At 56.2% G+C, this 23170-nt stretch carries 31 protein-coding genes and 1 pseudogene; 4 read left to right on the top strand and 28 right to left on the bottom strand.

Going from position 1 to position 23170, the window contains the following annotated elements:
• Position 1: 1 nt before the first annotated feature.
• The 27 genes and pseudogenes from trbB to GC090_RS22595 form a co-directional block, all read right to left on the bottom strand.
• Positions 2–628, bottom strand: a complete 627-nt coding sequence (gene trbB, locus GC090_RS22725) for an F-type conjugal transfer protein TrbB (RefSeq protein ID WP_324022222.1) — start codon at positions 626–628, stop codon at positions 2–4.
• Positions 618–821: a hypothetical protein gene (locus tag GC090_RS22720; protein WP_277285364.1), complete on the bottom strand. Its 204-nt coding sequence runs from the start codon at positions 819–821 to the stop codon at positions 618–620. The genes trbB and GC090_RS22720 overlap by 11 nt, the downstream gene beginning before the upstream one ends.
• Complete coding sequence (locus GC090_RS22715; RefSeq protein WP_324022096.1) at positions 818–1273, bottom strand: hypothetical protein; 456 nt, start codon at positions 1271–1273, stop codon at positions 818–820. Before GC090_RS22715 ends, GC090_RS22720 begins: the two co-directional genes overlap by 4 nt.
• A 9-nt stretch (positions 1274–1282) precedes the next feature.
• The gene (gene traF / locus GC090_RS22710) at positions 1283–2077 is read right to left on the bottom strand and encodes a type-F conjugative transfer system pilin assembly protein TraF (protein ID WP_324022094.1); all 795 of its coding nucleotides are present in this window, start codon (positions 2075–2077) and stop codon (positions 1283–1285) included.
• Positions 2074–3930 (bottom strand): type-F conjugative transfer system mating-pair stabilization protein TraN, encoded by a 1857-nt coding sequence (gene traN / locus GC090_RS22705; protein ID WP_324022092.1) that lies wholly within the window; start codon positions 3928–3930, stop codon positions 2074–2076. The genes traF and traN overlap by 4 nt, the downstream gene beginning before the upstream one ends.
• Entirely contained in the window at positions 3927–4547 is a 621-nt protein-coding gene (gene trbC, locus GC090_RS22700) for a type-F conjugative transfer system pilin assembly protein TrbC (protein ID WP_324022090.1), read from the bottom strand. Before trbC ends, traN begins: the two co-directional genes overlap by 4 nt.
• A gap of 57 nt (positions 4548–4604) precedes the next feature.
• Positions 4605–5597: a conjugal transfer pilus assembly protein TraU gene (gene traU, locus GC090_RS22695; protein WP_110268810.1), complete on the bottom strand. Its 993-nt coding sequence runs from the start codon at positions 5595–5597 to the stop codon at positions 4605–4607.
• Complete coding sequence (locus tag GC090_RS22690) at positions 5594–5935, bottom strand: hypothetical protein (RefSeq protein ID WP_324022088.1); 342 nt, start codon at positions 5933–5935, stop codon at positions 5594–5596. The genes traU and GC090_RS22690 overlap by 4 nt, the downstream gene beginning before the upstream one ends.
• Positions 5936–6241: 306 nt before the next feature.
• Positions 6242–6493, bottom strand: coding sequence for a hypothetical protein (locus tag GC090_RS22685; protein WP_324022087.1), 252 nt, complete (start codon positions 6491–6493; stop codon positions 6242–6244).
• A 59-nt stretch (positions 6494–6552) separates the two neighbouring features.
• Positions 6553–7281 carry a hypothetical protein gene (locus tag GC090_RS22680; protein ID WP_324022085.1) on the bottom strand — a complete coding sequence of 243 codons (729 nt, stop codon included), beginning with the start codon at positions 7279–7281 and terminating at the stop codon, positions 6553–6555.
• A gap of 55 nt (positions 7282–7336) precedes the next feature.
• Positions 7337–7600: a hypothetical protein gene (locus GC090_RS22675; protein WP_205954783.1), complete on the bottom strand. Its 264-nt coding sequence runs from the start codon at positions 7598–7600 to the stop codon at positions 7337–7339.
• Positions 7597–8214 carry a type-F conjugative transfer system protein TraW gene (gene traW / locus GC090_RS22670; RefSeq protein WP_324022083.1) on the bottom strand — a complete coding sequence of 206 codons (618 nt, stop codon included), beginning with the start codon at positions 8212–8214 and terminating at the stop codon, positions 7597–7599. Before traW ends, GC090_RS22675 begins: the two co-directional genes overlap by 4 nt.
• A complete protein-coding gene (trbI, locus tag GC090_RS22665) occupies positions 8211–8669 on the bottom strand; it encodes a type-F conjugative transfer system protein TrbI (protein ID WP_324022081.1) in 459 nt (152 codons plus the stop codon). The genes traW and trbI overlap by 4 nt, the downstream gene beginning before the upstream one ends.
• A complete protein-coding gene (gene traC, locus GC090_RS22660) occupies positions 8662–11334 on the bottom strand; it encodes a type IV secretion system protein TraC (RefSeq protein ID WP_324022079.1) in 2673 nt (890 codons plus the stop codon). The genes trbI and traC overlap by 8 nt, the downstream gene beginning before the upstream one ends.
• Complete coding sequence (locus tag GC090_RS22655; protein WP_324022077.1) at positions 11324–11608, bottom strand: hypothetical protein; 285 nt, start codon at positions 11606–11608, stop codon at positions 11324–11326. The genes traC and GC090_RS22655 overlap by 11 nt, the downstream gene beginning before the upstream one ends.
• Positions 11608–12147, bottom strand: coding sequence for a type IV conjugative transfer system lipoprotein TraV (gene traV, locus GC090_RS22650; protein ID WP_324022076.1), 540 nt, complete (start codon positions 12145–12147; stop codon positions 11608–11610). Before traV ends, GC090_RS22655 begins: the two co-directional genes overlap by 1 nt.
• A 146-nt stretch (positions 12148–12293) precedes the next feature.
• Positions 12294–12704: a hypothetical protein gene (locus GC090_RS22645; protein WP_324022075.1), complete on the bottom strand. Its 411-nt coding sequence runs from the start codon at positions 12702–12704 to the stop codon at positions 12294–12296.
• A 119-nt stretch (positions 12705–12823) separates the two neighbouring features.
• The gene (locus GC090_RS22640) at positions 12824–13336 is read right to left on the bottom strand and encodes a hypothetical protein (RefSeq protein ID WP_324022074.1); all 513 of its coding nucleotides are present in this window, start codon (positions 13334–13336) and stop codon (positions 12824–12826) included.
• The gene (locus GC090_RS22635) at positions 13329–13547 is read right to left on the bottom strand and encodes a hypothetical protein (protein WP_324022072.1); all 219 of its coding nucleotides are present in this window, start codon (positions 13545–13547) and stop codon (positions 13329–13331) included. Before GC090_RS22635 ends, GC090_RS22640 begins: the two co-directional genes overlap by 8 nt.
• 330 nt (positions 13548–13877) lie before the next feature.
• Positions 13878–14267, bottom strand: coding sequence for a hypothetical protein (locus GC090_RS22630; protein WP_205954791.1), 390 nt, complete (start codon positions 14265–14267; stop codon positions 13878–13880).
• A 72-nt stretch (positions 14268–14339) separates the two neighbouring features.
• Positions 14340–14747: a hypothetical protein gene (locus GC090_RS22625; RefSeq protein WP_205954792.1), complete on the bottom strand. Its 408-nt coding sequence runs from the start codon at positions 14745–14747 to the stop codon at positions 14340–14342.
• Entirely contained in the window at positions 14744–15274 is a 531-nt protein-coding gene (rfaH, locus tag GC090_RS22620) for a transcription/translation regulatory transformer protein RfaH (protein WP_324022069.1), read from the bottom strand. Before rfaH ends, GC090_RS22625 begins: the two co-directional genes overlap by 4 nt.
• Positions 15275–15287: 13 nt before the next feature.
• Positions 15288–16676, bottom strand: coding sequence for an F-type conjugal transfer pilus assembly protein TraB (traB, locus tag GC090_RS22615; protein WP_324022067.1), 1389 nt, complete (start codon positions 16674–16676; stop codon positions 15288–15290).
• Positions 16673–17404, bottom strand: a complete 732-nt coding sequence (gene traK, locus GC090_RS22610; protein ID WP_110287008.1) for an F-type conjugal transfer protein TraK — start codon at positions 17402–17404, stop codon at positions 16673–16675. The genes traB and traK overlap by 4 nt, the downstream gene beginning before the upstream one ends.
• Positions 17401–18060 carry a TraE/TraK family type IV conjugative transfer system protein gene (locus GC090_RS22605; protein ID WP_205954796.1) on the bottom strand — a complete coding sequence of 220 codons (660 nt, stop codon included), beginning with the start codon at positions 18058–18060 and terminating at the stop codon, positions 17401–17403. Before GC090_RS22605 ends, traK begins: the two co-directional genes overlap by 4 nt.
• A 51-nt stretch (positions 18061–18111) precedes the next feature.
• Positions 18112–18416: pseudogene (traL, locus tag GC090_RS22600) on the bottom strand (type IV conjugative transfer system protein TraL).
• A gap of 3 nt (positions 18417–18419) precedes the next feature.
• Positions 18420–18848: a type IV conjugative transfer system pilin TraA gene (locus GC090_RS22595; RefSeq protein ID WP_273759566.1), complete on the bottom strand. Its 429-nt coding sequence runs from the start codon at positions 18846–18848 to the stop codon at positions 18420–18422.
• 673 nt (positions 18849–19521) lie between these two features.
• Between GC090_RS22595 and GC090_RS22590 the strand changes: the two genes are divergently transcribed.
• The 4 genes from GC090_RS22590 (at position 19522) to GC090_RS22575 (ending at position 22734) form a co-directional block, all read left to right on the top strand.
• On the top strand, positions 19522–20292 hold the full coding sequence (locus GC090_RS22590; protein ID WP_324022063.1) for a response regulator: 771 nt from the start codon (positions 19522–19524) through the stop codon (positions 20290–20292).
• A gap of 273 nt (positions 20293–20565) precedes the next feature.
• Entirely contained in the window at positions 20566–21030 is a 465-nt protein-coding gene (locus GC090_RS22585) for a GNAT family N-acetyltransferase (RefSeq protein WP_273759570.1), read from the top strand.
• Positions 21020–21475, top strand: coding sequence for a putative pterin-binding protein (locus tag GC090_RS22580; protein WP_324022062.1), 456 nt, complete (start codon positions 21020–21022; stop codon positions 21473–21475). Before GC090_RS22585 ends, GC090_RS22580 begins: the two co-directional genes overlap by 11 nt.
• Positions 21472–22734 (top strand): sensor histidine kinase, encoded by a 1263-nt coding sequence (locus tag GC090_RS22575; protein WP_324022061.1) that lies wholly within the window; start codon positions 21472–21474, stop codon positions 22732–22734. The genes GC090_RS22580 and GC090_RS22575 overlap by 4 nt, the downstream gene beginning before the upstream one ends.
• 24 nt (positions 22735–22758) lie before the next feature.
• Here GC090_RS22575 and GC090_RS22570 read toward each other — a convergent pair whose 3' ends face one another.
• A complete protein-coding gene (locus GC090_RS22570; RefSeq protein ID WP_210510735.1) occupies positions 22759–23151 on the bottom strand; it encodes a relaxosome protein TraM in 393 nt (130 codons plus the stop codon).
• Positions 23152–23170: the final 19 nt, after the last annotated feature.

Here is a 23170-nt window from a genome sequence, read left to right as displayed (position 1 = left end):
GCTACTGAGTGGTCACCAGTCCGCTGGTCGGAACCGGGCCGAGCGTATCGGGTGCCACGTGGTCGGCATCGGCCTCGATCATCTGCCCGAGGCGCTGGCTGAAGGTGTTCATATCGGTTTCACCCTGAAAAAGCGGATACGCCGTGTTGGTGTTCACGTTCACCAGAAAGGTGGTCGGCGTGGCAATGGGCAGGCCGTTGCCGAAGAAGGTCAGGATTTCCCCGGCGATGGGCTCATCCGGACCGGTCTTGCGCGGGATGAGCGGATACGGAAATGATGCATCGCCGTAGCCGTCCAGCGTGTAGGGGTAAACCTTCACGCTCTCTTTGTCAGCCCATGACCGCAGCAGCGGATCGAACTTGGCGCTGTGAGGGCAGCTGCGCTGCATGAACACCACCACCGCGTAATCATTGAGGTTAAACGTCCGGCCGTCGGCAAGAGTCAAGGGATGCGGTGGCCGGACGCCCGCCGTGCGGCGCACCTGACCGCCTGGCAGGCCCAGATCGGGCAGGCGCACGCCCTGCTGCGCCTTGGCCCGCTCCAGCGCCGCCACCTCATCCGCCACCGACGCCTGTGCGGTCAGCGGCAGCAGCAGTGCCGCCAGGAGGGCAATCCATTCAGGCTTCATGGTTTTCATCTCCATGACGGGACCGGATTTCGGTCACGATAAAAACCAGTGCGGCCAGCCCCAGACACACCCCCGCGCCGATCACAAGGATCTGGTGCGTCAGCGCCACGGAATACTCCAGCAGCTCCCGCAGGCAGTTGAACACGATGCCCGCCATAAACAGCGTGGCAATAAAGGGAAGTCGTTGCATCATTTACCTCGTTTCGCTCTGCTGCGGAGATACCACGCGGAGAAACCCGCGAATCCGGAAATCAGCACGCAGATTTCGTAGTCTTCACGTAGTAAGTTATTAGCCTCATCGATCCAGACGTCGCGACTGACAGCCGCCCTCACACAGGGCTCAGCTACAGGAGACTGTGGCGGCGCGATGCGGTCAGTGGCATGTTCGCCGGTCGAAATCGCCATCAGATTCTGACTGGCCTGATGCACCTGACAGCCCCATGCCTGTCCCGCAGGCGCATCGCGCAACGCCTCTTCAGCCCAGGTCAGAAGCAGCTGCCCCCCGCTCCCGGCTTTGTTCGCGGAGAGGAGAAAGAGGAAAAAACAGAGCAGCGCAGGCCATACCACAAAGGTCTGCAGCGTCAGTTTTCCAAAGCGTTGAACAGCCGTCAGCCGTGACTGCCATGCAGATGAAATCAGTATCACAGGGACTCCTCAGAAGTTGGGTTTAAAGCCGGTGGCCACGTTGAGAAAACGCTTCGCAAGGTCATCCTGGGTCATAAAGCCGTAGGCCAGGGGGCGCTGTCTTCTGGCCACCGGGTCGACCAGGAACAGTGCCGGAAAGTGCGTGATGCCCATACGGGCGCTCTGTCCGGTGTCCTGGCGGCTTTCAGGCAGCTGGGGCGATACAACGCCGTCGACGCTGACCGGGATAAGCCGGATGGTGTGACGCTTACAGAAGTCCGCCACCACGCCCGCCATCTGCGCATCAATCGGGTCTTTGCCCCGGTAGAAGTAAAACAGCCCGTACTGACCGGCAATCTCGCTGATGGCCGTGGCCTGCGCTTTCTGGTCTTCTGCCTGCTGCAGAGGCGCGGTGCTGTTGTAGTGCGGGTGCTCCAGGTTGTAGTCCAGGTCCGGATGGTCCAGCTCCGCCACCGCGAACGACTGGCTGAACATCGAGGCATGGTCGGTCCAGAACTTCTGCCAGCGCAGGAAGGTCGCCGTGTTTTCCGCCGTGGGATGCAGGATGGCGTTCGCCAGCGCCTCCCGGGTGTAGCCCTTCAGAACGTCGGCCTGCTCAGTGGGGGAAAGCCGGCTGAAGTCCGGTATCGCCGGCGGTGCTGCCCGTGGCCGGGGAGCCGGCCGCGAGGGCGGCTTTTTCGGCTCGTTGTACCAGTGCCAGCCGGTGAACGGATTCGCGGGCGGCACCACTACATCGGCGGGCGTCCCGTCATCCGCCCCCGCCGCGCCCGTCATCAGCAGAAAGGCAAACAGCAGTTTTCTCATTTTTTGTCTCCCTGGTGAGCCTTAACCTGTGCCGCAACCCGGTCTTTTGCCTGCTGAATCATCACTGATGCATTCGGGATTTTCTGGTTGGCCATCAGGTCGCTGTAAAAGTCCTGGAAGTTGATCCGGTCAAAGCTGATGGACTGCAGCTCCGGCACGGTAATACCGCGACAGTCAGGTGAGTCGCCGCTGCCGAAGCCAATGTGCAGCTGGTCACGACGGCCCTGCTCCTGAATGATGCGGCTGAGCTTGCTGCCGAACACACAGTAGACCTGGCTTTTCTGCACGCAGACGCCCAGTACCGCGTGGTCACATTTGTCGCCGACGTAGACCGTGACTTTTTTGGCCTTCGCCTTGCCGATGGCCATCTCCTCGCTGTTGCAGTGCGCCAGCCCGGCGTTGTTGCCCCATCCGCTGTCCACACAGCAGTTTGAGAAGCCGGCAAACGCCTTGCGGCACGACATGGCCTGGCCGGTAAAAGCCCGGATGTCGATCTGACTGCCGTTTTTCACGTCGTCACCCGCCGAGGCGAGCCCGGCCAGTTTCGACACGGACATATCAAAGCCGTTGTCTCCCGCGCCGTCCGTCTCGCTGCAGTCGCCGGTGCGGCAGAAGTACTGTCCGCCACACAGTAGCCCCTCTGACTGATACACGGTCTGGCACTGGTAGGTGTCATTTTCATGCATGCAGGTCCCCGCCTCATACTGCGCGCAGCTTCGCCCGGCCAGTGTGCAGTTGCGGTTGTTGATGAGCTGACCGCAGTTACCCGTGGAGTTCACCGGCACGATGTAGGAATCGGTGTACTGCCAGCAGTTCTCCGTCCGCGTGTAGGTATGCCCGTCAATGTCTGCCGATCGCGTCCCTCCGGGGTCGCTGCAGGTGGTCCCCGCGTTGCCGGTTGCCGTTGATTTGTCAAAGCCGCAGCTCTCATCCCAGCGGGTTTCCGACACGTACGTTGTACTGCCTGTCTGCTGTGTCAGGGTCAGCGTGGCATGGGTCATCGGGTCACTGATGCCGTTGGAGTCTTTAATGGTTGCCGAGTTGTTCCGGTTACGGATGATGACGGACAGTTCATCCCCCGGATTGAAGGTCTGATTGACGGCAAAGGTGTAACTGCCCGAGCTGTCGTACATGTCCAGCTCGTGGCCAAAGATCGTCAGGTTGAACTCATCGTTGGGGTTACCCTGTACCCAGTCCGTCCGGAACGTGTAGCGAAGCGTCGCCATGGTCACGGTTCCGGCAGGCGGATGGGCGACCACCCTGATCGCATCGGGATCGGCATAACTGTCATCTTTCGGCAGCCCGTTTATCGTGATATCGGTATTACGGGTGGTGATGTTACTCACCGGATGACCGGTCACTGAACCGGTGCGTGCGCAGGTCTGTATCTGGTTCACGTCGCGGTCACAGCTGTAATTATCAAAGACCGATTTGGACACGACTTTGTCGCTGCAGTTGGCATTGGTACCGTCAACAATGCTGCCCCCATTCGCCTCGGCATTTTTGCCGTTCTGGATAAAATCCGCATTCGGATCGATTTTGGTAGCGGGATTTCTGGTACTGGAATCATTCACCGTCTGCCCCGCTTCATTCTGACTGAGCGACGTCTGTCCTTTGTCCGCGATCCCGCCGTCACCGCCCCGCACGCCCCCGTAGTTGCTGCTCTGGGAAGGATTCGGGGTGTAGCCGGGGATGACCGAAGCGGGGTCAGTTCCGCTGGCCGCCGACGTCCCCTGATGTTTATTCCCCTGAGCAAAACCGCTCGCATCGTTAAAGGCATCGCTGTTGGCATCGGCATACGCGCCACGGATGCCGCTGATCAGCAGAAACACAATCAGCCAGAACCGTTTCATCGAGGGTGCTCCCCGGCCTGCAGCAGCTGAGCGGCGGTAACGGCGCAGTCACCACGCTGCTGCACCTCTTTCAGCGCCTGTTTCAGCTCCAGACTGCCGTAAATCACGTCGAACTTAACGCCACAGGTCACCACCAGTGCCGGTACGGCCTTAATGCCGTACTGCCTGAACAGTGTCGGATCGATCTGTACGCCGGCCTGTTTGTCCTTTTTCGAAAGCTCAAACATCATCGAGGCGGTTTTGCGGAAATCATTGTCCACAAGCCCGCGAATGGTCGCCGGGATGCCAAAGCGGCGCGCATCCTCCAGCATCGGCAGCAGCCCTTCCTGCGGAATCCCCAGGCTCACAAAGTAAACGGCCCTGGGCGTGTCGCGGCTGGCGCTGTTCTGCTCCGCCTGAGCGGCGGCTATCTCGTTCTGAAACGCTGTCACCCGCCCCTGCTGCGCATCCGGCAGGGCGATGTTCGTGCCCTGAAGCTGCTTTTTAAACAGCTCCAGGTCGCGCTGCTGCTGTTTCATCCAGGCCACATCATTCTGACCGGCAGCAGGCTGTTCGGCCGCACTGGCGAACGTGAGCGCGGTGCCGAGTACCAGCACCGTCATCAGGAAAGTTTTCATGGAAAATCCTCTGAATAAATCATGCTCTGCCGGGCGTCGCGCTGCGTCAGCGGGCCGTCAGAGGTACACGCAGTTACGCTTTCGCCAGAGCAGATAACCGAAGTTCTTTTTCGTGGCCGGGCTGTTGTGGGTGCTGCCCCACAGCTGCGTCGAGGTCCCGAACGGATGGCAGTCGCCGGGTTCGGGATACATGTTGACCATCTGATAGCGCCATCGCGATTTTGGGATGATCGGGGACGGATATTCATAGCAGACCGCCGTGTCGGCCCCGACCGTCTCCATCACCAGCCCCTCGCGGTGCAGCTTGAAGGCCATGCGTTCCGTCACCAGCAGGGACGCCTCCAGCGGTGAAAACTCGTTGCTGGTATAACCCGTGAACGGGTACATCGAGCCCTGCGCACCTGCGCACCAGAAAAGCGGGTCCAGCGGCATGCCCGCCGTGGACGAAATGGAGTCCGCCGCACAGGCCCCCTGCGCAAGCAGGTTATTGAAAAGCGCCACTTCCGGATTGATGATCATCGAGAGCGTACTGTCGTTCCACAACGGATCGACTTCCGAGAGGTACGCAATGTCCATGTCGCCGGTCTGCATACAGCCGGTACTGGTGATGATGTTCAGCCAGAACAGCAGCGGGTATTTATACCAGTGCACGTGATAGAAGGCCCCCGGCGCGGGCCTGTCACTCTGCCCTCCGGTTCCGGTGCCGGTGCGCCCCAGGTCGATTTTGAATCCGCCCATGTTGACCATCACGCCCGGTTCACGCGTGACGTCGGTGAGCGCCAGCGGCTCCCAGAAGCCGATGGCCAGCCCCAGACGGTAAAAGATGCCGTAGGGACACAGCTGAATCGGCATCGACGGGTTCGGCGTGTCGGGGTGCGCGCCAGACGCCAGCTGAATGCTGCCGAGCGTCATGGGAAACAGGCATTTCCAGCAGACGTCGCTGATGGGATTTACCCACCGGCCGTCACCGGCGTTACTGCCGCCTGCCATGGCAGGCCTGACGGCCGTCATGGAAAGCAGCAGACACAGCATCAGGAGTAATCGTTTCATTCGTCCGCCTTTGCCGTCAGCGGACGGAGCCAGACGCAGACCGGACCGTCCTCGGTGTCATGAATACTGCCGGTAAACCACCCTTCCCCGGGCGGCTTCACCGGCATCCAGTCGCTGCAGTCGCCGGTTTTCCAGTAGCGCTCCATCTGCCTGTCCTCCACGTCGTTTTCCATCCACGAGGTGGCCGACTGCAGGCTGTGCGTCTTCAGCCAGTCATTAAATGCACCCGACGGCGCATACTCTCTGTTATCGGGTGGTGAGTAATAGAAAGGATGAGTCCAGTGGCCCCAGCGATCGCGCACGACCTCACGGGCTGAGATGTCAGCATGATTTGTCATAAATGAGATTCCGGAAACAGGGCTGCGGGGCTGCCCGCATCAGTTAATCAGGCCTGCCCGCGGTGTGCAGGCTGAGGCGTACCGCAGCAGGGCTAGGAACGAACAGCCTGCGTGCAGCGGGAAGGAAGGTTTCAGACACTCACGCGAAATACTTTATGGCCAGAACGGTGGCAAAAACACCGCCATTGCCAGGGTCATTACAATGCTGTACCTGTCCATAATTTGAACTCCGCTTAAGAAAGTTGTGTCAGTGGGCTATGAAAGGCTCAGCCCGCCTGAAGTGCAGGGACGCGGGATGAGTCAGACTCAGTGACTGCCTCCGTCACCACCACCGCAGTCGCTGCCGGCATCGGAGGCGCTACAGCCTCCGTCATGCCCTCCACTGTCCGGGCCGCTCATCATTACGACCGACGTGATGCTGCTGTCATCACCTGCTTTTCTGGTCAGAAACGTGTGTGCCTGCATGTCGGGTGCGCTTTTACCGAAAATTATCATCCAGAACATCCACAGCACGGTTGCGATACCCGCTGTCACCAGAAGGATCTTTGCCACAATCATGATTCATGACTCCTTAATAAGGCCTGCCCTGCCTTGTATGGATAAACACGGAAGGCGCATCACCTCTGATAAAGCGAAGCTCCCGCCATCCAGTCATCGTCAGTCCCGGCCTGATGTGAGGAGCGTGCTTTTTTTGATGGATAGGAAATAAAAGCCCAGCCGGTATAACCGTCGTTAACGCCATACTGGAGGATGCCTTTTTCAATCTGCTCTGCCACGGAACGCAGAAAATGCGGCAGCGTTTCAGGGGCTGTCTGGTGTGTACCCTGCAGCAGAACCACCACAGCCTCTCTGTCAGGCATCGGCATGTAAGGACCGAAAACCTGCGTATAGGCCCCGGGCTGCGCTCTGCCCCCGAAAGAGTCGGGACCAAAAAATGAGGGGCTGTCTGCGGTGATATCAGACTCCATCTGCCAGCGTAAAACCCCCTCTTTGCCCAGTTTCCCGCCCGTAAATGTCCCTCTTTCCTTTCTGAGTGAGCGGGCAAGCTGGCGCAGGCCATCAGGTATTTCCCGCTGCAGCGTACCCGGCGAGCCCCAGCAGAGGATGCTGACCTGCTGCAGTGGCCATGCCTCCTGCAGCCAGCCCGAATGCACATCGCGCTGTGTTATAAACGACCGCGGTGTAATGACTGTCTCAGCTTCAGCATGCTGTGGTGCGTTGCGTCCGCCTGCGCGTAGTGCCAGCGCTCTGTTCGTTTGCTTACGTATGAATTTTCTTACGTTTGAGGCCACCCACAGGGTGAAGGGAAGCCCACCCGCGACATACAGCACTTGTAGTTTTTCCACCTGATGCCTCCCGGTTCACAGGTCAGATCTGGTGCTCCATGAATACAGTTGTGACTCATTCGAGCGATGCCTCGTCCATCTCTGTCGGAACACAGATACCGTGCCGGCGCATGACCTGCCGCACATCCTCTCTGTTCAGCGAGGCAATAATGACGTCCCGCCGGACATCCTCGCTGACCGCCCCGAAGAACCGGATGGCCGCACGGATAATTTTTGACTCGGAATACATGGGGTTTTCGCCGGTCATGCTGCGCAGTTCTTCTTTGTCCTGCTCGTTCATGCGCACCGCAGCTGAAAAAGGGAGCGTTTCATGTCTCATTTCAGTGCTATCTCCTCGACCCTGAGCGCACGACCGTCGCGCGTGATGCGCACCGGCGTGTGCTCAAAGCCAAATTTTGTTGTTAACGTACCGTACTGGTCGAAGTAGACCGGTTCATCCAGCGCAATGCTGGTATCGTGAATGTTGCCTTTCACCAGGATGACCTTGAAATTCTGCCGGCCTTTTATCTGCTGCCGGACCCACCCCATCTGCACCTTACTGTCGCCGTCAATGAAGTAGAGCGTTTCGCTGTAAGGCACGCGGTCAAGCGGATTGATTTTTTCCCCGGCCCGGGCGATGACGTGACCACTCGTGTCGCGGATGGTCTCGCCCACGGTAAAGGTCGGATCGTAGCGGTACACCCTGTCCTTTGTTGCCGGCGTGAGGCCCGCAACGGGCGTCGGGCGAACCGCGTGAGCCTTCACCCGCGCAACGGCTTCCCGCTGCAGCCGGTCCATTTCACCGCTGTCCCGCAGGGTTTTGAGCCGCTGCCCGATGAAGTCGAGCAGGTCGGGTTCGGCAATCGGAAACAGATGCCCGACCGTGCCCAGATCTTTCGCGCAGACGGGCCACACCACCAGAGCCAGGAGCAGCGCACCCAGCTGTCGCCTCATGGTTTCTCTCCGCTCAGGTCCGGCGCGCCACCGGCCTGCTGCGACGCGTGCATCTGCCGGGCAATGTCGGTCTGGATCACCGGTGTGATGTCCTGTGCCTCACTCACCACAGCCCCCTTCTCCAGGATCACCGCGTTGTGCACCTGCTGCCAGTCAGTCAGACTGGCCCGCAGGGCATTGTTAAAGCGCGTCGTCAGCAAGGCGGCCCGTTCAGGCGTCAGCGTCATCTGTGCGGACTGCTGCTTGAAGGCGTTAACCGTTCCCCGCATGTCAAACACCACGGTCTCGGGCTGCGCGAGCTGGCTGACCAGCAGGCTGATACCGGCACAGGCCGCCAGCAGCAGTACGGCACAGCCTGCCAGCACGACGGGCCGCAGGCGGGAACCGCCGGAGGCAGCGTTGTCCGCGACGGCCGCGGGCCTCGTTTCACCGGCAGTTTGTGTATCATCATGCATAGTCTTTTTCCTTTTCACTTTCCGGCTTTCTCAGCCCCGCCCACAGCTCCAGCTCCGCCAGCTCCTGGCCGAATTTGAACGGCTCGGAAGCCAGCATGTAGGCCGCCTCTTCACTGGTGGCCCCCGCCTTTTGCGCATCCGCCATATACTGGAATTCGCTGGGTTCTGAACTGAACATGGCCCGGGTTATCGGGTCGGTGAATACGCGGTGAAACGAGGTGTTCTTGCCGGTTGACATCATTACCGAGCTGAAACCGGTTTCACTGGCCGCCTCAAAGCCCTTGATAATCTGCGTTTCCATTTCGCTGAACTGGTCCGGGTTGGCGTTCAGGTAGGTCGTCAGCGCCTTGTTATCCTGCAGCAGCGTCACCTTGGTACCCGAACAGGTCCACGCCGCAGCGGCAGCCGACGGCGCGGGCTGCTCCGGCAGGCCGGTGAAGTCGCTGATGCCCTGCGTGATAGTGATGAAGGCACCCATGTGGCGGCGTACGGTGCGGTAACCCGTTTCGATAAAGCGCGCCGCGTGGGGGTTGTGGCCGCTGAACAGGCGCCAGGCCTCGTCGATAACCGCCAGTTTTTTGATTTTGCGCGACGAGTGATACATTTTGTCCTGAATCGCCAGTATCAGTGAGTACAGGATGGCAGACAGCAGATGCGGCTGGCTTTCCAGGCTCAGCATCTCCAGCACCGCAAAACGGGTCTCGCTGTTCAGCGTCGGGTTGTCGGAATTGAAGTATTCCCCGTTCGTTCCCCACGTGCACCACTGGTCGAGCAGCAGGACCAGCTCGTGAATACGGCTCATGATGGTCGGCTGCTCCCCGTACTCCTGCTTCACCGCATCCGACTTCAGGTAAAAGACCACATCGTCAATACGGGCCCTGTTCTGCTTCGCTTCCCACGCGGCGTTGACCGCCTTGAGCAGCACCGACTCGCTGATCTGGTCCAGCTCGCCTGCCGGACTGGCCAGCACGGCCAGCAGACCCTTGATCCGCTCGGCCATCTTTTTGATGTCGGTGATGTTGGCAAACGGGTTAAAGCGCAGCGACGCGCCGTCGAGATACACCCCGCCCGCCTGGTGGCAGAAGTTTCTGTAGCTCTCCCCCATGTCAATAACCCAGCCGTATCCGCCGGAGTTGAGCACCTGGCGCAGCAGTTCCTGAATGAAGAAGGATTTTCCTGCCCCGGTGGTGCCGGTCACCGCAATATTCGAGTTGGTCGCGCCGTTTTTCTTTTCGAACATGTCAAAAAACGCCAGCTGGTTTCGGTAGGTCGGCAGCGGGCTGCCCTTCTGCGACATCTGCCGTTCCGCCACCACCGGCATCAGGTTGGCGGCGTTGAACGTCTTGCAGCGCAGCGTGGCCCCCATGCGCTTCATGTCATCCCACAGCCCCTCCTGCACCACAAACGGCAGCGTGGTGAGCCAGTTGCGCAGCTGCATCATCTTGGGCGAAGAAATCTGCAGGCCGTTCTTGCTGAATACGTTCGTGGCCTTGACCTCACAGAACTGCTGTTCCTTGTCGCTGTCCGGCGTGAAGAGCGTCAGATTGAAGTTGATGTCACACATCGAAATTTCGTTGGTGCTCAGGCCCTGCCGGAGTTCCTTCCACTCGCGATAGGACCGCTCAACGTCGGGAAACAGACGCGCATAGGTGCTGGCCACCTTCTTGGCCAGATCCTGCTCTTTGCGGAAGGCCTCATTCTGGCTCTGCATCTGGTCCTCCACCACCACCGTCCAGCTCAGGATAAACGGACAGGGAATGCCCAGTTCGGGAAAGCGCATGTTCTGCAGGTTGTCCGCACCCTGCCACAGTGCGAACTGCTTCGGCGCTTCGCTCAGCTGCATGCTGACGATACGCGTGGCTGACACCAGCGAATCCTCATTCTCATCGAGGCGGCGGTCTTCGGGCTGGCGCGCGGTGAGCATGCGCAGGTAGCCGGGATACACCTCCAGCTCGGTGCTGGGGTGCACCGCCTGGCGGTGAAGTTCCTGGTCCGGGTTCCAGTAACCGTCACTGGCAGTGACCTGGCCCGGGCGGTGGTTCAGTTGCTCGCGCATTACCGACAGAAACTCACCAGGCTGAATACGGCGGCAGTCCATGTAAGACCCTTTCAGGGCCATGGTGACGCTGTCGCGCACCCGGCTTACCTCATCCATGCCGCTGATGCCGCCCCGGCCTGACTGGGCGTAGACCAGAAAAACGCGGTAGTTGCGCAGGTACAGCGGATACTCACGCTGGTTGGTGAAGCCCTTGAGCGCGGCCCGCTCCCAGTAGGCCCGCGTAATGGCGTTCAGCCGCGGTGCCATCGGCCCCTTCCACATGTCGGCGCTGAGCGCCTGCTGAAGCATCCCGCCCACGCACTTGCTGGCCACCATCATCACGGTCAGTGGCGTTTTGCGGGGAAGCTTTTCGCGCAGCAACGCGTCGAGGCCCTGCACCACCTGCTGGTTTGCGCCGATAAGCGGTGACAGCTCCAGCATAAACCCGACGGACCGGCCGTTGATGTAGAGGTCGCTCTGTCCGTCGTACATGCGCCAGGGCAGCAGACTGCTGAGCGAGGGATAGCTGAAATTCTGCTGCAGCAGCGCCGATGCCTCTTTCGCACCGCTCACCTGACGGCCACTTTCCAGTATTCCCGCGAGCTGATCGAGCCATTTATTCGCCATGCTGTCTTTCCTCCATCGCTACTTTTGTCGTCAGCACGCTTTCATCGCACAGGCAGCCCTTTCCGGCATTGCCCGTCACGTAAGCGTCTGAGAGCAGGTCAGACAAATGAATGTCATACAGATTTCCCCGACAGGCCTGATGCAACATCGCCCTAGCCGACGCCATGCCTGCGGGCACGTGGTGGGTCAGCCAGACGGCCCGGCCCCGCCCCTGCCCGGTACATGACGGGTAAACAGGCGCACCGGAAAGAATGTCTCTGTGGAAAATCTTCATCACTGGCCCTCGCTGATCACGCGGTAGTCTTGGTCCCAGCGGGACCGGTTTTTCACAAACTCCACGACGGCGGGCTGGTGAAAGCTGTCCTGGTCATCCACCCAGGGCGCGATCCACAGCCGCTGCGTCACATCCGGCGTGCGGCGTGCGTCCACTTCGCCGGGGCCACTGTCAGCCTCCGGCGTGGGCGCGCTGACCGGCCTGTAGGCAGGCAGCGGTGGTGTCAGGCCCTGACCTGCCGCTGTCCCATGGACCGTACGGGGCGCTGTGGCTGTGCCTGCCACGCTGATACGCCGGTCCGGGCTGACGGTACTTTTGATATTGACCGGCACTGCCAGCGGCTCAGCGGCAGGCTTTGGGCCGGAGGCATTTTCCCCGCTCAGGTCATCCAGGCTTTTGTGCTGCGCAGCCAGATGACTGGCCTCGCTCATGGACAGGCACTGGTCCGTTGCCGTTTTGTTGCAGTCAAAGTCGGTGTTCATGCCGGCGCAGCCGGTAAGCGCCGCGCACAGCAGTGCGCACGCAAACAGTTTTTGCATGGTGAAGTCCTCTGGTGCGGCAGCGCCGCGGATAAGGTATGAATAAAAAAGTGGCGGTAAGAAAGACCTGTCGGATTAAACGGGTTGCAGCCTGCGGATAAGGAGCATTAAATGAAAATGTCAGTTTTATTCATAAATAAAAAGGTTCATGCCCGAACGCCGGCCTGAAACCAGATAGCCATGGTCATACACCCGGACAACAGGGCCATCATTAATCGCAGGCCATAACGTAAACGGGGATAATCTCTTATTAGTAGCGCTTCAAAGGCTAAGCAGATGATTAAACTGAATCCGCTGAACAGCGCAAACATGGCTGCATCTCCCTGCGGCAAGTGACCGGCACTGAGCCGAATATACATAAAAAGGTTTATCAGTACGGCAGGTACCACGATGAATATAACCGGACGCCAGCCGTAGATTTTGCTGAGCAGCCATCCCATGATGCTAATAACGATGACACATTCGACTATACCGCCCAGTAGCGGCAGTCTGTGCCGGATATTGACGCAGCCATTGAGGCCGGTACATAACCAGTCATTTATGTGATGAGACAACATTTTATTAACCTTAATGTTTAACTGTCAGCTGGCTGTACCGGGGGGATTTAAGGTGAGGCTAAAGCCTCCCTGGCGAACAGAAGAAAGTTACCGTCCTGCCCGGCACATCTTTAATCGCCTTAACGCTCAGCCTCAGCGGCATGCCCTGACAGCTGCTTGTCTGAATGATTCTGCAGGAACCGCCACCGGGCCGGGTTTCTCGCTTTCGGGTACGAATAGTACACGCGCTCCTTTGCCATCCAGCGCTGTAAGGCCGCGAGCGTCAGCGCATCCTTCGAGGCCACGTCTGCCTTCAGCTCCGCCCAGGCTTCTGAATCAACGGGCCGGTACTGGCTGAGCAGCCTGTCCAGTCGTTCCGGCCAGCGCAGTATGGGACGGTTTCGGACTCGCCTGCAGGCGTAAGTCCAGACAAGCAAAGACGCGGTAAAGGCTGCAGCGCCGGTCAGTAACAGGCCGGAGGTGGCCATCAGAACCAGCCCTCCCGTGACGATCCCGGCTAAGGAAAGGATGAGGCACCACTCCGGACCAGCCCCCTGTGGCGGCGGATCGTTATTTCTCCAGCGTTGCAGTTCTGCAAAGATGTGCCAGAACCTTTTCTGGTCAGGCGTCAGTATTCCGGGGCCGTTAAGCATCAGCCTGCCCTCCGTTATTACTGCCACTGGCATCTGAGTTAAGGGTTTTCTCACCGTATTCGGGGGATTTCAGTGACTGATGAACTGACTCAATGGCCGTCAGCAGCGCAGCCAGCGTGTTATTGTCAGCCTGTGACTGCCACGCCTGACGATACCGGACGCGCAGAGAGCAGAGCCGGATACGGTTTTCACGGACGTTGCGCAATGTCATGGTGCTGAGCCTCCGTCTCCTGAATTATGTTGCGGGAAGTAAAACCAAAGTCCTGCCGTGTCAGGGCGCGCAGCTCCCTGCTTATCCAGCTGTCCGGCACATCCTGATCAAGGTGACCTTCCTGCCGTACGTTGTGCTGCAGTCGCGCAAAGGCGTCATGATCGGCAGAAGAATATGACGCCAGCTCTGCGGCTATCAGGCCGCACCAGCTCTGTGGTTTTCTCCGCTACCGCGCCCGGTCACATGCTACACAGACAGATGAACGACACAGCCCGGCAGAAGCACTGACGCGTTCACGAAAAAACGCCTCAGAAAAACATGCCGGGTTCCTCAGTCGTTTTCTTTGTCTGTTCGCTCATAACAAATATCATTAACACACCAGTATTTACCGATGTCCCGCCCGTCTGTTAATAAAGTGGTTTTCGGCTCCATCACCGCTGTGCCGGGTTTCGCGTTAACACAACCGCTCACTGTCACTACGTAACCACTGGTCATCGTCAGCACAGAAACATCGTCATCGTGGTAAAAGAAGCCGTGGCAGTTGTTTTTCACCATCGCCAGCGAGCCAATCTGTTGCAGCTTATTTTCACTTTTAGCATGGAGCATCATCGGCAACCCATACAGCACGCCCACCGTCAGCAACCCGCAAAACCCCGCGAGTAAGAGTAGTGAAAGCAGGTTCTTCGATGATTGGTTATTTAACGCCTTACTGGTCGTCATACTCTTTCACTCCTTAACCAGCAGTGGCACACAGATACTGAAACTGAATTTTTTCATTGCTGCCCGTCCCGTTTACAGGTGTCTTTTTTCGAACAGAAGCACAAATACAGCAGCGCCGAACGAAAGCAGAACCCCTGAGCAGGGTCCCGTATAAAGGAATGCTTTGCTGGCCACCTGAAGCTGGCCGGCTCGGGCAACCTCAACCAGCCAGCCCACAGGCACGATGATCCAGGTGACGAACCCTGAGAAAACCGGGACCATACTCAACCCGCTGCCGAAAGAAAGCAGCTGTATGGCCAGCGTGGACGAAGCAGGCAGGAACAGTATCTGCCAGAACTGCCACGTTATGCCCCCGGATGGCCCCACTTCCCATTCAAGCATGATGGCAACAGTGCCGAGGTTGAGCGCCAGCATAAGAAACGTAAGCAGAAGAGCTGTCCGGTGTTCCCTGGTATCGTACTCAATGGGTTTGAGGTTCATACCCTTACCTCCCCGCTGTTTTTAAACCGGAAACGCAGCCCCTCTTTACGCGCTTTCCTCATATCCAGCTCCACTATCCGGCCCATCAGGGTGATCAGCATGATAGCCCGCTTAGCACCTTTAGGCTCATGCCACACCGCCTCAAACCCTTCAAACACGCCGCTTTCGAGAATGAGCCTGTCACCGTGCACCGGCGGCTTTTCGCAGGTCTGAGCCACCTGCCCCGCGCCGGCCTTCAGCGCCTTCATCTGCTCATCGCTCATGACCGCCAGGCGTTCCCCAAAGCGCACAATCTGCGAGACGCCGCGCGTGGCCTTGATGGTGGTGGTGTGAATTTTTTCCGGATCGAAGCAGACGAAGCCATAGCCGGGAAACAGCGGCGTGGGCTTCAGGGAGGTGACCTTCCCGTCAGCCAGCCGACGGCCGGTGTAAAGGGGAAACCAGCACTCCACGTTCTGGTTTTTCAGATGCGCTTCCGCGCGATTTTCCTGACCAAAGAGCGTCTGCAGTACGTACCACTGTTTCATCGGCGTATTCCTGTCAGTTTATGGTGTCACCCAGTCTGAGCTGGCTGGCCTGCTTCAGTACTTCATTGGGGTCAAGCACCGCCGGACGGGTGCCGCTGGCGTTTACTGCGGGCGTGTTGGCCGCCGTTTCCTGCACCTGAACCTGCGAGTTATTCTGTCTGTCTTTCTCGGCCTCCTGCTCCTCGATGGTTTTCAGGCGAAAGCCCTGCTGAAACACCACCGTGACGGCGTTACCGGCACCGATATCAATGACAGGGTGATACTGCTCGGCACGTTTGATGTAGTACTGGCTCAGCGTGTCGGCCGCCTTACTGGCACCACCGCCGAAGCCCTGTTTCAGGATGTCGCCGGCCCCGATGGTGGTCGCCCCGCCCAGGCCCACCATGGGCGTGGCCGCCGACTTGAAGCCGTCTCCGAGGCCGGACAGGAAGCCTGCACCGCCCGCGTTCCAGAGGATTTGTCCGTTACGCATCACCGGCTTGCCGCGAATGCCCTGCTTGCCCTGATAAGCCACGTGCCCTTCAAACGGCATATCGATGTGATCCCCGTTTTTCAGGTTACAGCTGATGTTTTTGGTGCGGACCTCACCGCGCTCGCTGGAGATGTCCCCGTAGATTTCACCGGTGACGCGGCACTGATCCAGGTTGTAGGTTTTGCCGTTGGGCATTGACACATCGCCTATCAGGGTGAGGACCACCGGCGTGGTGTTCTGCTGGCCGGTCACGCTGGCGTTGGCGTCTGCCCCCTCAATCATCACGGCCTGTGAAAACGAACCGGACGAAATCCACGGCAGATGCGGCCACTTGCGGCTGAGCGAGGCGTAGGTAAAGGTTTTGCGCATCAGTCCGCCCGTCTGCGACGCGGCAGCAGCGGGCAGCGTGCCCTGAGCCTGCCCGGGATAAAAACGGCTGCCCTGACCGCTGGCGGGACCGCCTGCCGGATCGGTGATGTGCCACTGCGCCGGTCCGGCCGGTCCCAGCGGAACCGGGCCGTTCTGCCCTGCACCGGGCGCTGACGGCGTGCCGGATGCGCCCGGCTGCGTCGCGGCATGCGTACCCTGCGACTGAAGCTTGTCCAGTGCCGCCGTGATCTGCTCCAGCTTCCGGTCGAGCGAGGCCGCCTGGCTGTCGACTTTGGTGTTGAGGTCCTTCAGACCCTGCTCAAGCCCGGCCGTTTTGTTCTGCTGCTGCGCCAGCACGGAGGTTGTGACCGCGTCGGTGAAGGTGGGCGTGACCAGCCCGGAGCCGGTCAGGTCGGCAGGCTTATGCGCCGCCTGGTGCTTCAGCGCCGCCTGATGCTGGTTGTAAAACCAGATGCCGCCGCCGGTAACGGTCATGGCCGCCAGCGCCCCGCCTGCTATCAGCCACTGACGGCGGCGGGTGACGGTGTTGATGTTGCTCACGATGCACCCCCTTCATCGGTGGAAAAAATCACCCAGACATAGCCCTCTCCGCCCGCATAAAGGGTACGGGTGGACAGCATCACGGCGCGCACCCCCTTCTGCCAGAACTGCCTCTCCGTCAGGGCCCGGGTGACGTAGCCGGTGTTTTTCATGCGGTAGCGCATGACGCGGAAATGCGCCCCTGCCAGCTGGCGCTCCGGCGTGAGCAGCACGCCGGCGGCCGGGGTGTAGTCCGGCCCCTGCGAGGCGGAAAGCTCGGTGTAGTTATCAGGTACGCCGCCGTTCACCACGGTGCGCGCCAGCGCCACCAGGGTTTTCTGGAAAGGCTGGCTTTCCTCCCAGGCCTTCGCGTCCGGGTTCGGTTTCAGACGGGTGCGGGCCGGAATGAGCAGCAGCGTGCGGCCGTTACCCTTATCCGGCACCACGTCGAGCGACAGGCCGATGCCGTCGGCAGTTTCCAGAAAAATGGTGAAGTCATGCGGCGTGAGCGGCGTAATCAGCAGCGCGCCGTCCGCCGTGTTCTGCTGGGTAAAAGCGCCGTCAGGACCCGACACGCCGGTGATCAGCTCGCCGTCGATGATGATTTTGTTGGGACTGGTGAGGCTCATCTTTGAGCGCAGATGCGCGTTGTTATCAAAAACCGTGCCCGCCGGGCCGCTGATGGCGGCGACGGCACAGGGCGACAGGCAGGCACCGGCAACCAGTGCGGCAGTCAGGGAGATTTTCATGGTTTTTTCCCGGAATCATCGGTGTTGAAAATGGCAGGCCAGGCCACTTCAGGGAACGCCGTCAGGCGGATGAGCCCGTTGTCGTACTGAATGTGCAGGCGGTATGCTTTTTTCTCGTCGGGCAGAGCAGCTCCTGCGGTGCCGTTTGCCGTGGTGGTTCGCACCGCGCCGGGCTGACTGAGCGCCACGGTCCCGTTCATGGTGCTGGCATGTATCGTGCCGCCGACAATGATGTCACCGGTTTTGGGATCGGTGGCTTCATGCTCAATGCTGTAAACGCTGGAGATGCCGTTTTTCTTTATGTAGCTCGCCTCAATGGCCAGCACTTTCTTCAGCGCTGAACGCTCCTCCGGCGGCACCCAGCTCAGCAGCCGCGCGTGCTGCCTGTCCACGGTTTCGGGGGTAACGCTCAGGCGAAGGCTGATGAGCGAGCGCGCCAGCATGCTGTAGAGGTTGTCGTCCCCGCCGTCCATGGTCGATGAAAAGGGACGGTCATACACCATCGGTGTGGTAATGGTCCGCTGGTGCCAGTAACAGTACCAGGCCAGCGATCCGGTAATGCAGTTGGCCACTACGCTGACAATCAGCAGACCGCTGAGCGTGAGCAGAAGCAGGGCCAGCAGGCGGTCGCGTGATTCTTTAACCTCGAGCTTCATTATTCCTCCCGCTTGCGGGGAAAAGGCCGCCCGGGAAGGGCGGCATGAGATTTACTGCATCCAGTGACGGTTACAGGAATCGGGGATACGCAAGAACCGCACCCTGAAGAACAGGGTGGGCAGATACCAGTAAAGGAGATTCAGGAGCCACCAGGACCCCTGCCCTTTCTTGAGGTGACGGATACCCATCCAGAAAACGGCACTGATGCAGAGCATGGTGACAAAGTTATTGCAGAAGAACCCGATTAACCCGAACGTGAGCAGCACGCACGCCTCCTCGGGGGAAGACCCAGCCAGCGTTTCTGCTGATTAAGGGTTTCGGGGAAGCGGTATCTGGCTGATTCCCGCTCGTCCATCGGTCAGCCTCCGATCATTCCGTACATGGCGCGGGAGATGACCAACATGATGACCAGACCGACGAAGATGAGCGGGTTGCGGGTTTTGATGAAGCCCACGAGGGACATCACGATTTCACCCATATAAATCCAGCGCAGAACGGTACTGTTCAGGCCGAACGTATCCGTGGCATCACCTGTCTGCGAAGACATCAGGTCGGTTGCGCTGGCCACGTGCGGGACAATAACAACCGCAAGCATCAGCGCGAAAAGCATCGCGTTCTGCATTGCGGGGGTGTGGTTTTTATTAAAGGATCTGAATCGGGTGTTGCGAAGGTTTTTAAGACGGGAGGCGGTGTACTGAATGAAATTACCTGGCCGCACTCGGGGGCGTTCAGGCAATGCTACCGCCACGTCAGCCGGTTCCCCGGAAACGAATTTATCAGCGTGCATTTATTTAATCCTGTAAGTGACGATCGAAAAGAACATACGTAAGTGAATTACATATGCGGTTTTCAGATATATAACGGGTAATGCCAGAAATGGTTTCCGGGTGGTTGACCTCCTGCTGTGTGTAGAATAAATAATTACATTACTGCCTGAGTAAAAAAGCCCTGGTGTTGGCTTTAATTCATATATAAAAAATTGGTTTTATGTTTTTTTCAGTTACGGTTACTGGTTTACAGACTCAACATGCATATCGTCTGTAAGCTCATTAAGGTGAGCACTTGTTGTGACAGAAACCCTTAACAAAACAACTCAAAAGATACTCACCAATGAATCATATATGGACTCGATAGGTAAGAAACCTCATCCTGTCTATCAGATCTCTTGTCATGTCAGCACAATCCGGCTTAGGCGATAGGCTGTATTTGCTGACTTGCGTGGCGTTTACAAAACTATACTAAAAGTCAGCACATTTTGTGAAGACCCTTTTTGAGGTGTTTTTGAGTTTTATAAATGAACTTTTTATGACGACATATTAAACTCCTTATTATTTAATAACTTGCAGAGTTATCACCATCCTCAAACACGACGCATTCGTGTATGATTTCCCTGATTAAGACAAATTTTCAAGTGCGGGTACAGGTACTGCCAGCCTGAGCACAATGACTGGGAAATCGCCGTGGACGAGAACAACAAAAACCTTGAGAAAGTACTGGAGTTGTTTGAAAGAAAAGGCATAGAGAAAAGGAAGCAGGCCACAACCATGGCCGGGATACTGGGCATCCAGTACAAGAGTGCTAAACAGAAGCTCGATGGCAAAAGAGGCGTTCGGTTTGAAGAAGTACAAAAAATACACGAACACTTCCATGAGGCCTACAATAAACGCCCTAAATACAATGGCATTTTCATCGTCAATGATCTGCATATGAGATGTAACATTGAAGTTGAAACTGAAGATACAGAAAAACCAGAACCAGGCACAAACTATGCCTACAAAGACGGCGAGTACTGGATAGTTAACCCCACGTCTAACCGGATACACAGATCGGTAAAAAAAGTCATTAAGATGGAAGTTCTGCCAGCTCCACGCATAGCCATACTCGACAACGATCCTGAAATACTTGAACTGATGAAATCGCTTTCGAACCGGTTTGGAATTGAAGCAACGCTTTTCAGTGATAAATCAACAATGCTTGAGCACGTCAGGCGGCACTTTTACGATGCTTATGTCCTTGACTGGCTACTGGATTTTGAAGAAAACGCAGGCGAAATCATTAAAACTATCCGCGCTAACAACCCCAGGGTCCCCGTAATCATTTTAACGGCTCAACTGGACCAGCATGAAAATGAGATAGGGGAAATCATCGCTAAACAGGGTGTGGAAATCCTCGAAAAGCCGTCACGCGTGACCATCATTTCATCGATCCTGATATCTCACCTCTTTTACTGACTGCGGGATTACACACAGCAGAGTGCGGTAAAGAATGTCTTCCCCTTTTAAAGTTATGTCCGCAGGCTTTCTCTGGTAATAAAGGACATGCCTTGCGCATCCGGAAGTGTGAATTGAAGCGCTCATTTATCCTTATAATCATATGCAGGTAGGATTAGATACTATCCGACATAATTATCGCTCTTCACAGAGACGGATCTTATTAAACGGCTGACAAAAATGTTCTCATCCCGTATTTTTCCTGAAACTGGTTCATGATTAAGGAGATCTAAAGTGGAATTTCTCAAACTCAGTACCGAACACCTCAAAGAGGTGTATGACATCCGCTTTTCCGTTACTGAGAATCTGGTTCACGCTCATCAAATCCAGTATCTGCAGCGCCAGCAGGCACTGGAAGACATCGCTCAGGGCGGTGGATGGATATGCCGCGTCGGAGAGGAATATGCCGGCTATGGGCTGGGCATTTACATCCCCTCTGATGACCAGGTCAATTATGTCACACACGCGCTGATAGGCGGCCTGTTTGTCAGACCGGAATACCAGGGCCGGCATATCGGCACGGAACTCATTCAGCGCATCACTCGCTGGTTTTTCGACAAGGGTACAGAACAGATCGAACTGACCACCGACAGGGATTCACGGGCGGTTGAATTTTATAAAAAGAACGGCTGGCAGCCGGAAGGTCTGGATGAGTTCGGTCAGCTGGTTATGAAAAGGAATCGCAGAGATGACGAGTAAAATCCTTGCACTGGTATTGAGTGTCATGCTGAGTCCAGTGGCACTGGCAGACAGCTTCAAGCTGGTTGACGGTAACACTGTGAAAACTGTATCGACCACTGACCTGGAGAAAATGCCAGTGGCCAGCATCACCACAGGAACCAACTTTACGCCGAAGGCCACATTCACCGGCGTTCCGTTTCAGGATTTCCTTGATAAGTACGGTGTTACAGCAAAGGCACTGCGTTTTTTTGCGCTGGATGAGTACAGCTACACCGTGCCCGTGAATGAGCTGCTGAAATACCATGCCATACTGGCCTACCGTAAAAACGGAAAAAACCTGCCTGTTTCGGATATGGGGCCCTACGTAGTCATCTTTCCACGCGATGAGCATCCGGAACTCCCCAGAGCAGATATCAATGCTAAAACGGTATGGATGATTTCAGAAGTTAAGGTGGTCCGGTGAAAGGCAAACTGTTTACCCTGATATGTCTGTTACTGACTTCACTGATGGCTGTAAGCATGTACCTGACGGTTTCACACTTTAATGCCATTAAGCATCAATATAATCAGCTCGATCCGAACCTGGATAATTACTCGACAGGTGAGGTTCTCTTTTTAAGTTTTGAACGGATGCGAACGGCAGCATACGAAACAGATTCTCCCGAAGCCTTCCCGCTACAGAAGGAAATTTTTGATGCAAAAGTGAATGTGCTTAACTTCAAATCCATGGACAGCCATTCATTCTATTACAATAAACATTTTTCTGCTGACGTGAAGTTACTTGAAACTCAGAGTAAAAAACTTGGTGAGATATATTCATCTATGCCACCAGGTAAGGCTCGTCAGAATGCTGTACTTCATCAGTTAGACGTCATGATGCCGACAATGGAGGATATACAGGAGGTCATTTACAGCATTCAGCTTAACAACTTCCAGAGTATGAAGTTTCTGATAACGGATAACTCAGGCTTAGCAGAGATATATTCTCTCTGCTGCCTGTTTTTATTTTTTCTCTTTGTTGCTTTCACCAGCTATTACGTCCTTACCCTTAAGGAGGTAATAAAGAAAAAAAATATGTTTATCTCAACAATCTATCATGAATTTTCCGGTTCAATTCATAAGATTCAGATGTCAGCAGACATGATTAATCCACGTGACGATGTATTCAATACAGAAAAATATCTCAGCAAAATCATGTTTCATACCAATAAACTTTTTCATCAGACCAGAGAAATCATGGAGTATTCTAAAATTGAAGTCGGGAATACAAAACTGAAAAATACATCTTTCACTCTGAAATCACTGATGGTATCAGCCGTTTCATTATTCAACGAACAAAACGGCAATTGTCTGGTGACGCGTACACATCCTTATGACGGCATAATTTTTTCTGACATGGGAAAGATGACATCAATAATTCATAACTTTATGGACAATGCCAATAAAAACACCATCAAGGGAACGATAAAAGTTTATCTGAAAAAAACGCAACGATATGTGGTGATTCGTGTCAGTGATAACGGTTCAGGATTTGATATCAAAAAACTTCCCTTTCTGTTTCGTCCGTTCAATCAGGGGATAAAATCAGAAACAAGGCAGGGCATTGGTCTGGGCCTCGCCATTGTAAAAAACCACGTTAAAGCGCTGAACGGGAAAATAAAAGTCAGATCAGAACCAGGCAAAGGCTCAGTTTTCACCGTTTTTATTCCGATAAATACGTAACGCCAGGGGCAACCGGCCCCTGTTCTATTTTTCTTCCTGCAGATAATACCGTCCTTCCGCTTCTACTTCCGCTTTGTTCATAGCTTTAAGATTTTCATCCAGCATTTCAACTATCCTTTCTTCAGTGTTATCTCCGCGCATATGGAGGTAGATTTCGGAGACCATAGCAATAAGAATGCTGATACCTTCACGGCTTCCGCTCACCTTACGTATGAGTTCACGGTTAAAGCCTTCCTGATCAAATCTGTCGCCTTCTTTTTGAAGTTTTTTAATTCTTAGTCCTATCTCAACGAGTTTACCCACTTCGGAGGAGAAATTAACTTCGCCGTGTGTGGCACCGTTCTGGATTTCGATCTGAACAAGCTCATCGACCTCCCTTAAAATTTTCTCTCTGAAATAAACATTCCTTCTGGCCATAATCTACCCGTATAATTTC

It is taken from the genome of Pantoea sp. JZ29 (assembly GCF_035190385.1).
GTDB lineage: Bacteria > Pseudomonadota > Gammaproteobacteria > Enterobacterales > Enterobacteriaceae > Pantoea > Pantoea stewartii.
Note: the sequence above shows the minus strand (reverse complement) of the source record. Positions and strands in the feature narration are given on the sequence as shown.

Coding starts and splice junctions, on each gene's coding strand:
- trbB (WP_324022222.1), bottom strand. CDS start 628: ATGAAGCCTGAATGGATTGCCCTCCTGGCGGCACTGCTGCTGCCGCTG.
- GC090_RS22720 (WP_277285364.1), bottom strand. CDS start 821: ATGATGCAACGACTTCCCTTTATTGCCACGCTGTTTATGGCGGGCATC.
- traF (WP_324022094.1), bottom strand. CDS start 2,077: ATGAGAAAACTGCTGTTTGCCTTTCTGCTGATGACGGGCGCGGCGGGG.
- traN (WP_324022092.1), bottom strand. CDS start 3,930: ATGAAACGGTTCTGGCTGATTGTGTTTCTGCTGATCAGCGGCATCCGT.
- trbC (WP_324022090.1), bottom strand. CDS start 4,547: ATGAAAACTTTCCTGATGACGGTGCTGGTACTCGGCACCGCGCTCACG.
- traU (WP_110268810.1), bottom strand. CDS start 5,597: ATGAAACGATTACTCCTGATGCTGTGTCTGCTGCTTTCCATGACGGCC.
- GC090_RS22690 (WP_324022088.1), bottom strand. CDS start 5,935: ATGACAAATCATGCTGACATCTCAGCCCGTGAGGTCGTGCGCGATCGC.
- GC090_RS22685 (WP_324022087.1), bottom strand. CDS start 6,493: ATGATTGTGGCAAAGATCCTTCTGGTGACAGCGGGTATCGCAACCGTG.
- GC090_RS22675 (WP_205954783.1), bottom strand. CDS start 7,600: ATGAGACATGAAACGCTCCCTTTTTCAGCTGCGGTGCGCATGAACGAG.
- traW (WP_324022083.1), bottom strand. CDS start 8,214: ATGAGGCGACAGCTGGGTGCGCTGCTCCTGGCTCTGGTGGTGTGGCCC.
- trbI (WP_324022081.1), bottom strand. CDS start 8,669: ATGCATGATGATACACAAACTGCCGGTGAAACGAGGCCCGCGGCCGTC.
- traC (WP_324022079.1), bottom strand. CDS start 11,334: ATGGCGAATAAATGGCTCGATCAGCTCGCGGGAATACTGGAAAGTGGC.
- GC090_RS22655 (WP_324022077.1), bottom strand. CDS start 11,608: ATGAAGATTTTCCACAGAGACATTCTTTCCGGTGCGCCTGTTTACCCG.
- traV (WP_324022076.1), bottom strand. CDS start 12,147: ATGCAAAAACTGTTTGCGTGCGCACTGCTGTGCGCGGCGCTTACCGGC.
- GC090_RS22645 (WP_324022075.1), bottom strand. CDS start 12,704: ATGTTGTCTCATCACATAAATGACTGGTTATGTACCGGCCTCAATGGC.
- GC090_RS22640 (WP_324022074.1), bottom strand. CDS start 13,336: ATGCTTAACGGCCCCGGAATACTGACGCCTGACCAGAAAAGGTTCTGG.
- GC090_RS22635 (WP_324022072.1), bottom strand. CDS start 13,547: ATGACATTGCGCAACGTCCGTGAAAACCGTATCCGGCTCTGCTCTCTG.
- GC090_RS22630 (WP_205954791.1), bottom strand. CDS start 14,267: ATGACGACCAGTAAGGCGTTAAATAACCAATCATCGAAGAACCTGCTT.
- GC090_RS22625 (WP_205954792.1), bottom strand. CDS start 14,747: ATGAACCTCAAACCCATTGAGTACGATACCAGGGAACACCGGACAGCT.
- rfaH (WP_324022069.1), bottom strand. CDS start 15,274: ATGAAACAGTGGTACGTACTGCAGACGCTCTTTGGTCAGGAAAATCGC.
- traK (WP_110287008.1), bottom strand. CDS start 17,404: ATGAAAATCTCCCTGACTGCCGCACTGGTTGCCGGTGCCTGCCTGTCG.
- GC090_RS22605 (WP_205954796.1), bottom strand. CDS start 18,060: ATGAAGCTCGAGGTTAAAGAATCACGCGACCGCCTGCTGGCCCTGCTT.
- GC090_RS22595 (WP_273759566.1), bottom strand. CDS start 18,848: ATGCACGCTGATAAATTCGTTTCCGGGGAACCGGCTGACGTGGCGGTA.
- GC090_RS22580 (WP_324022062.1), top strand. CDS start 21,020: ATGACGAGTAAAATCCTTGCACTGGTATTGAGTGTCATGCTGAGTCCA.
- GC090_RS22570 (WP_210510735.1), bottom strand. CDS start 23,151: ATGGCCAGAAGGAATGTTTATTTCAGAGAGAAAATTTTAAGGGAGGTC.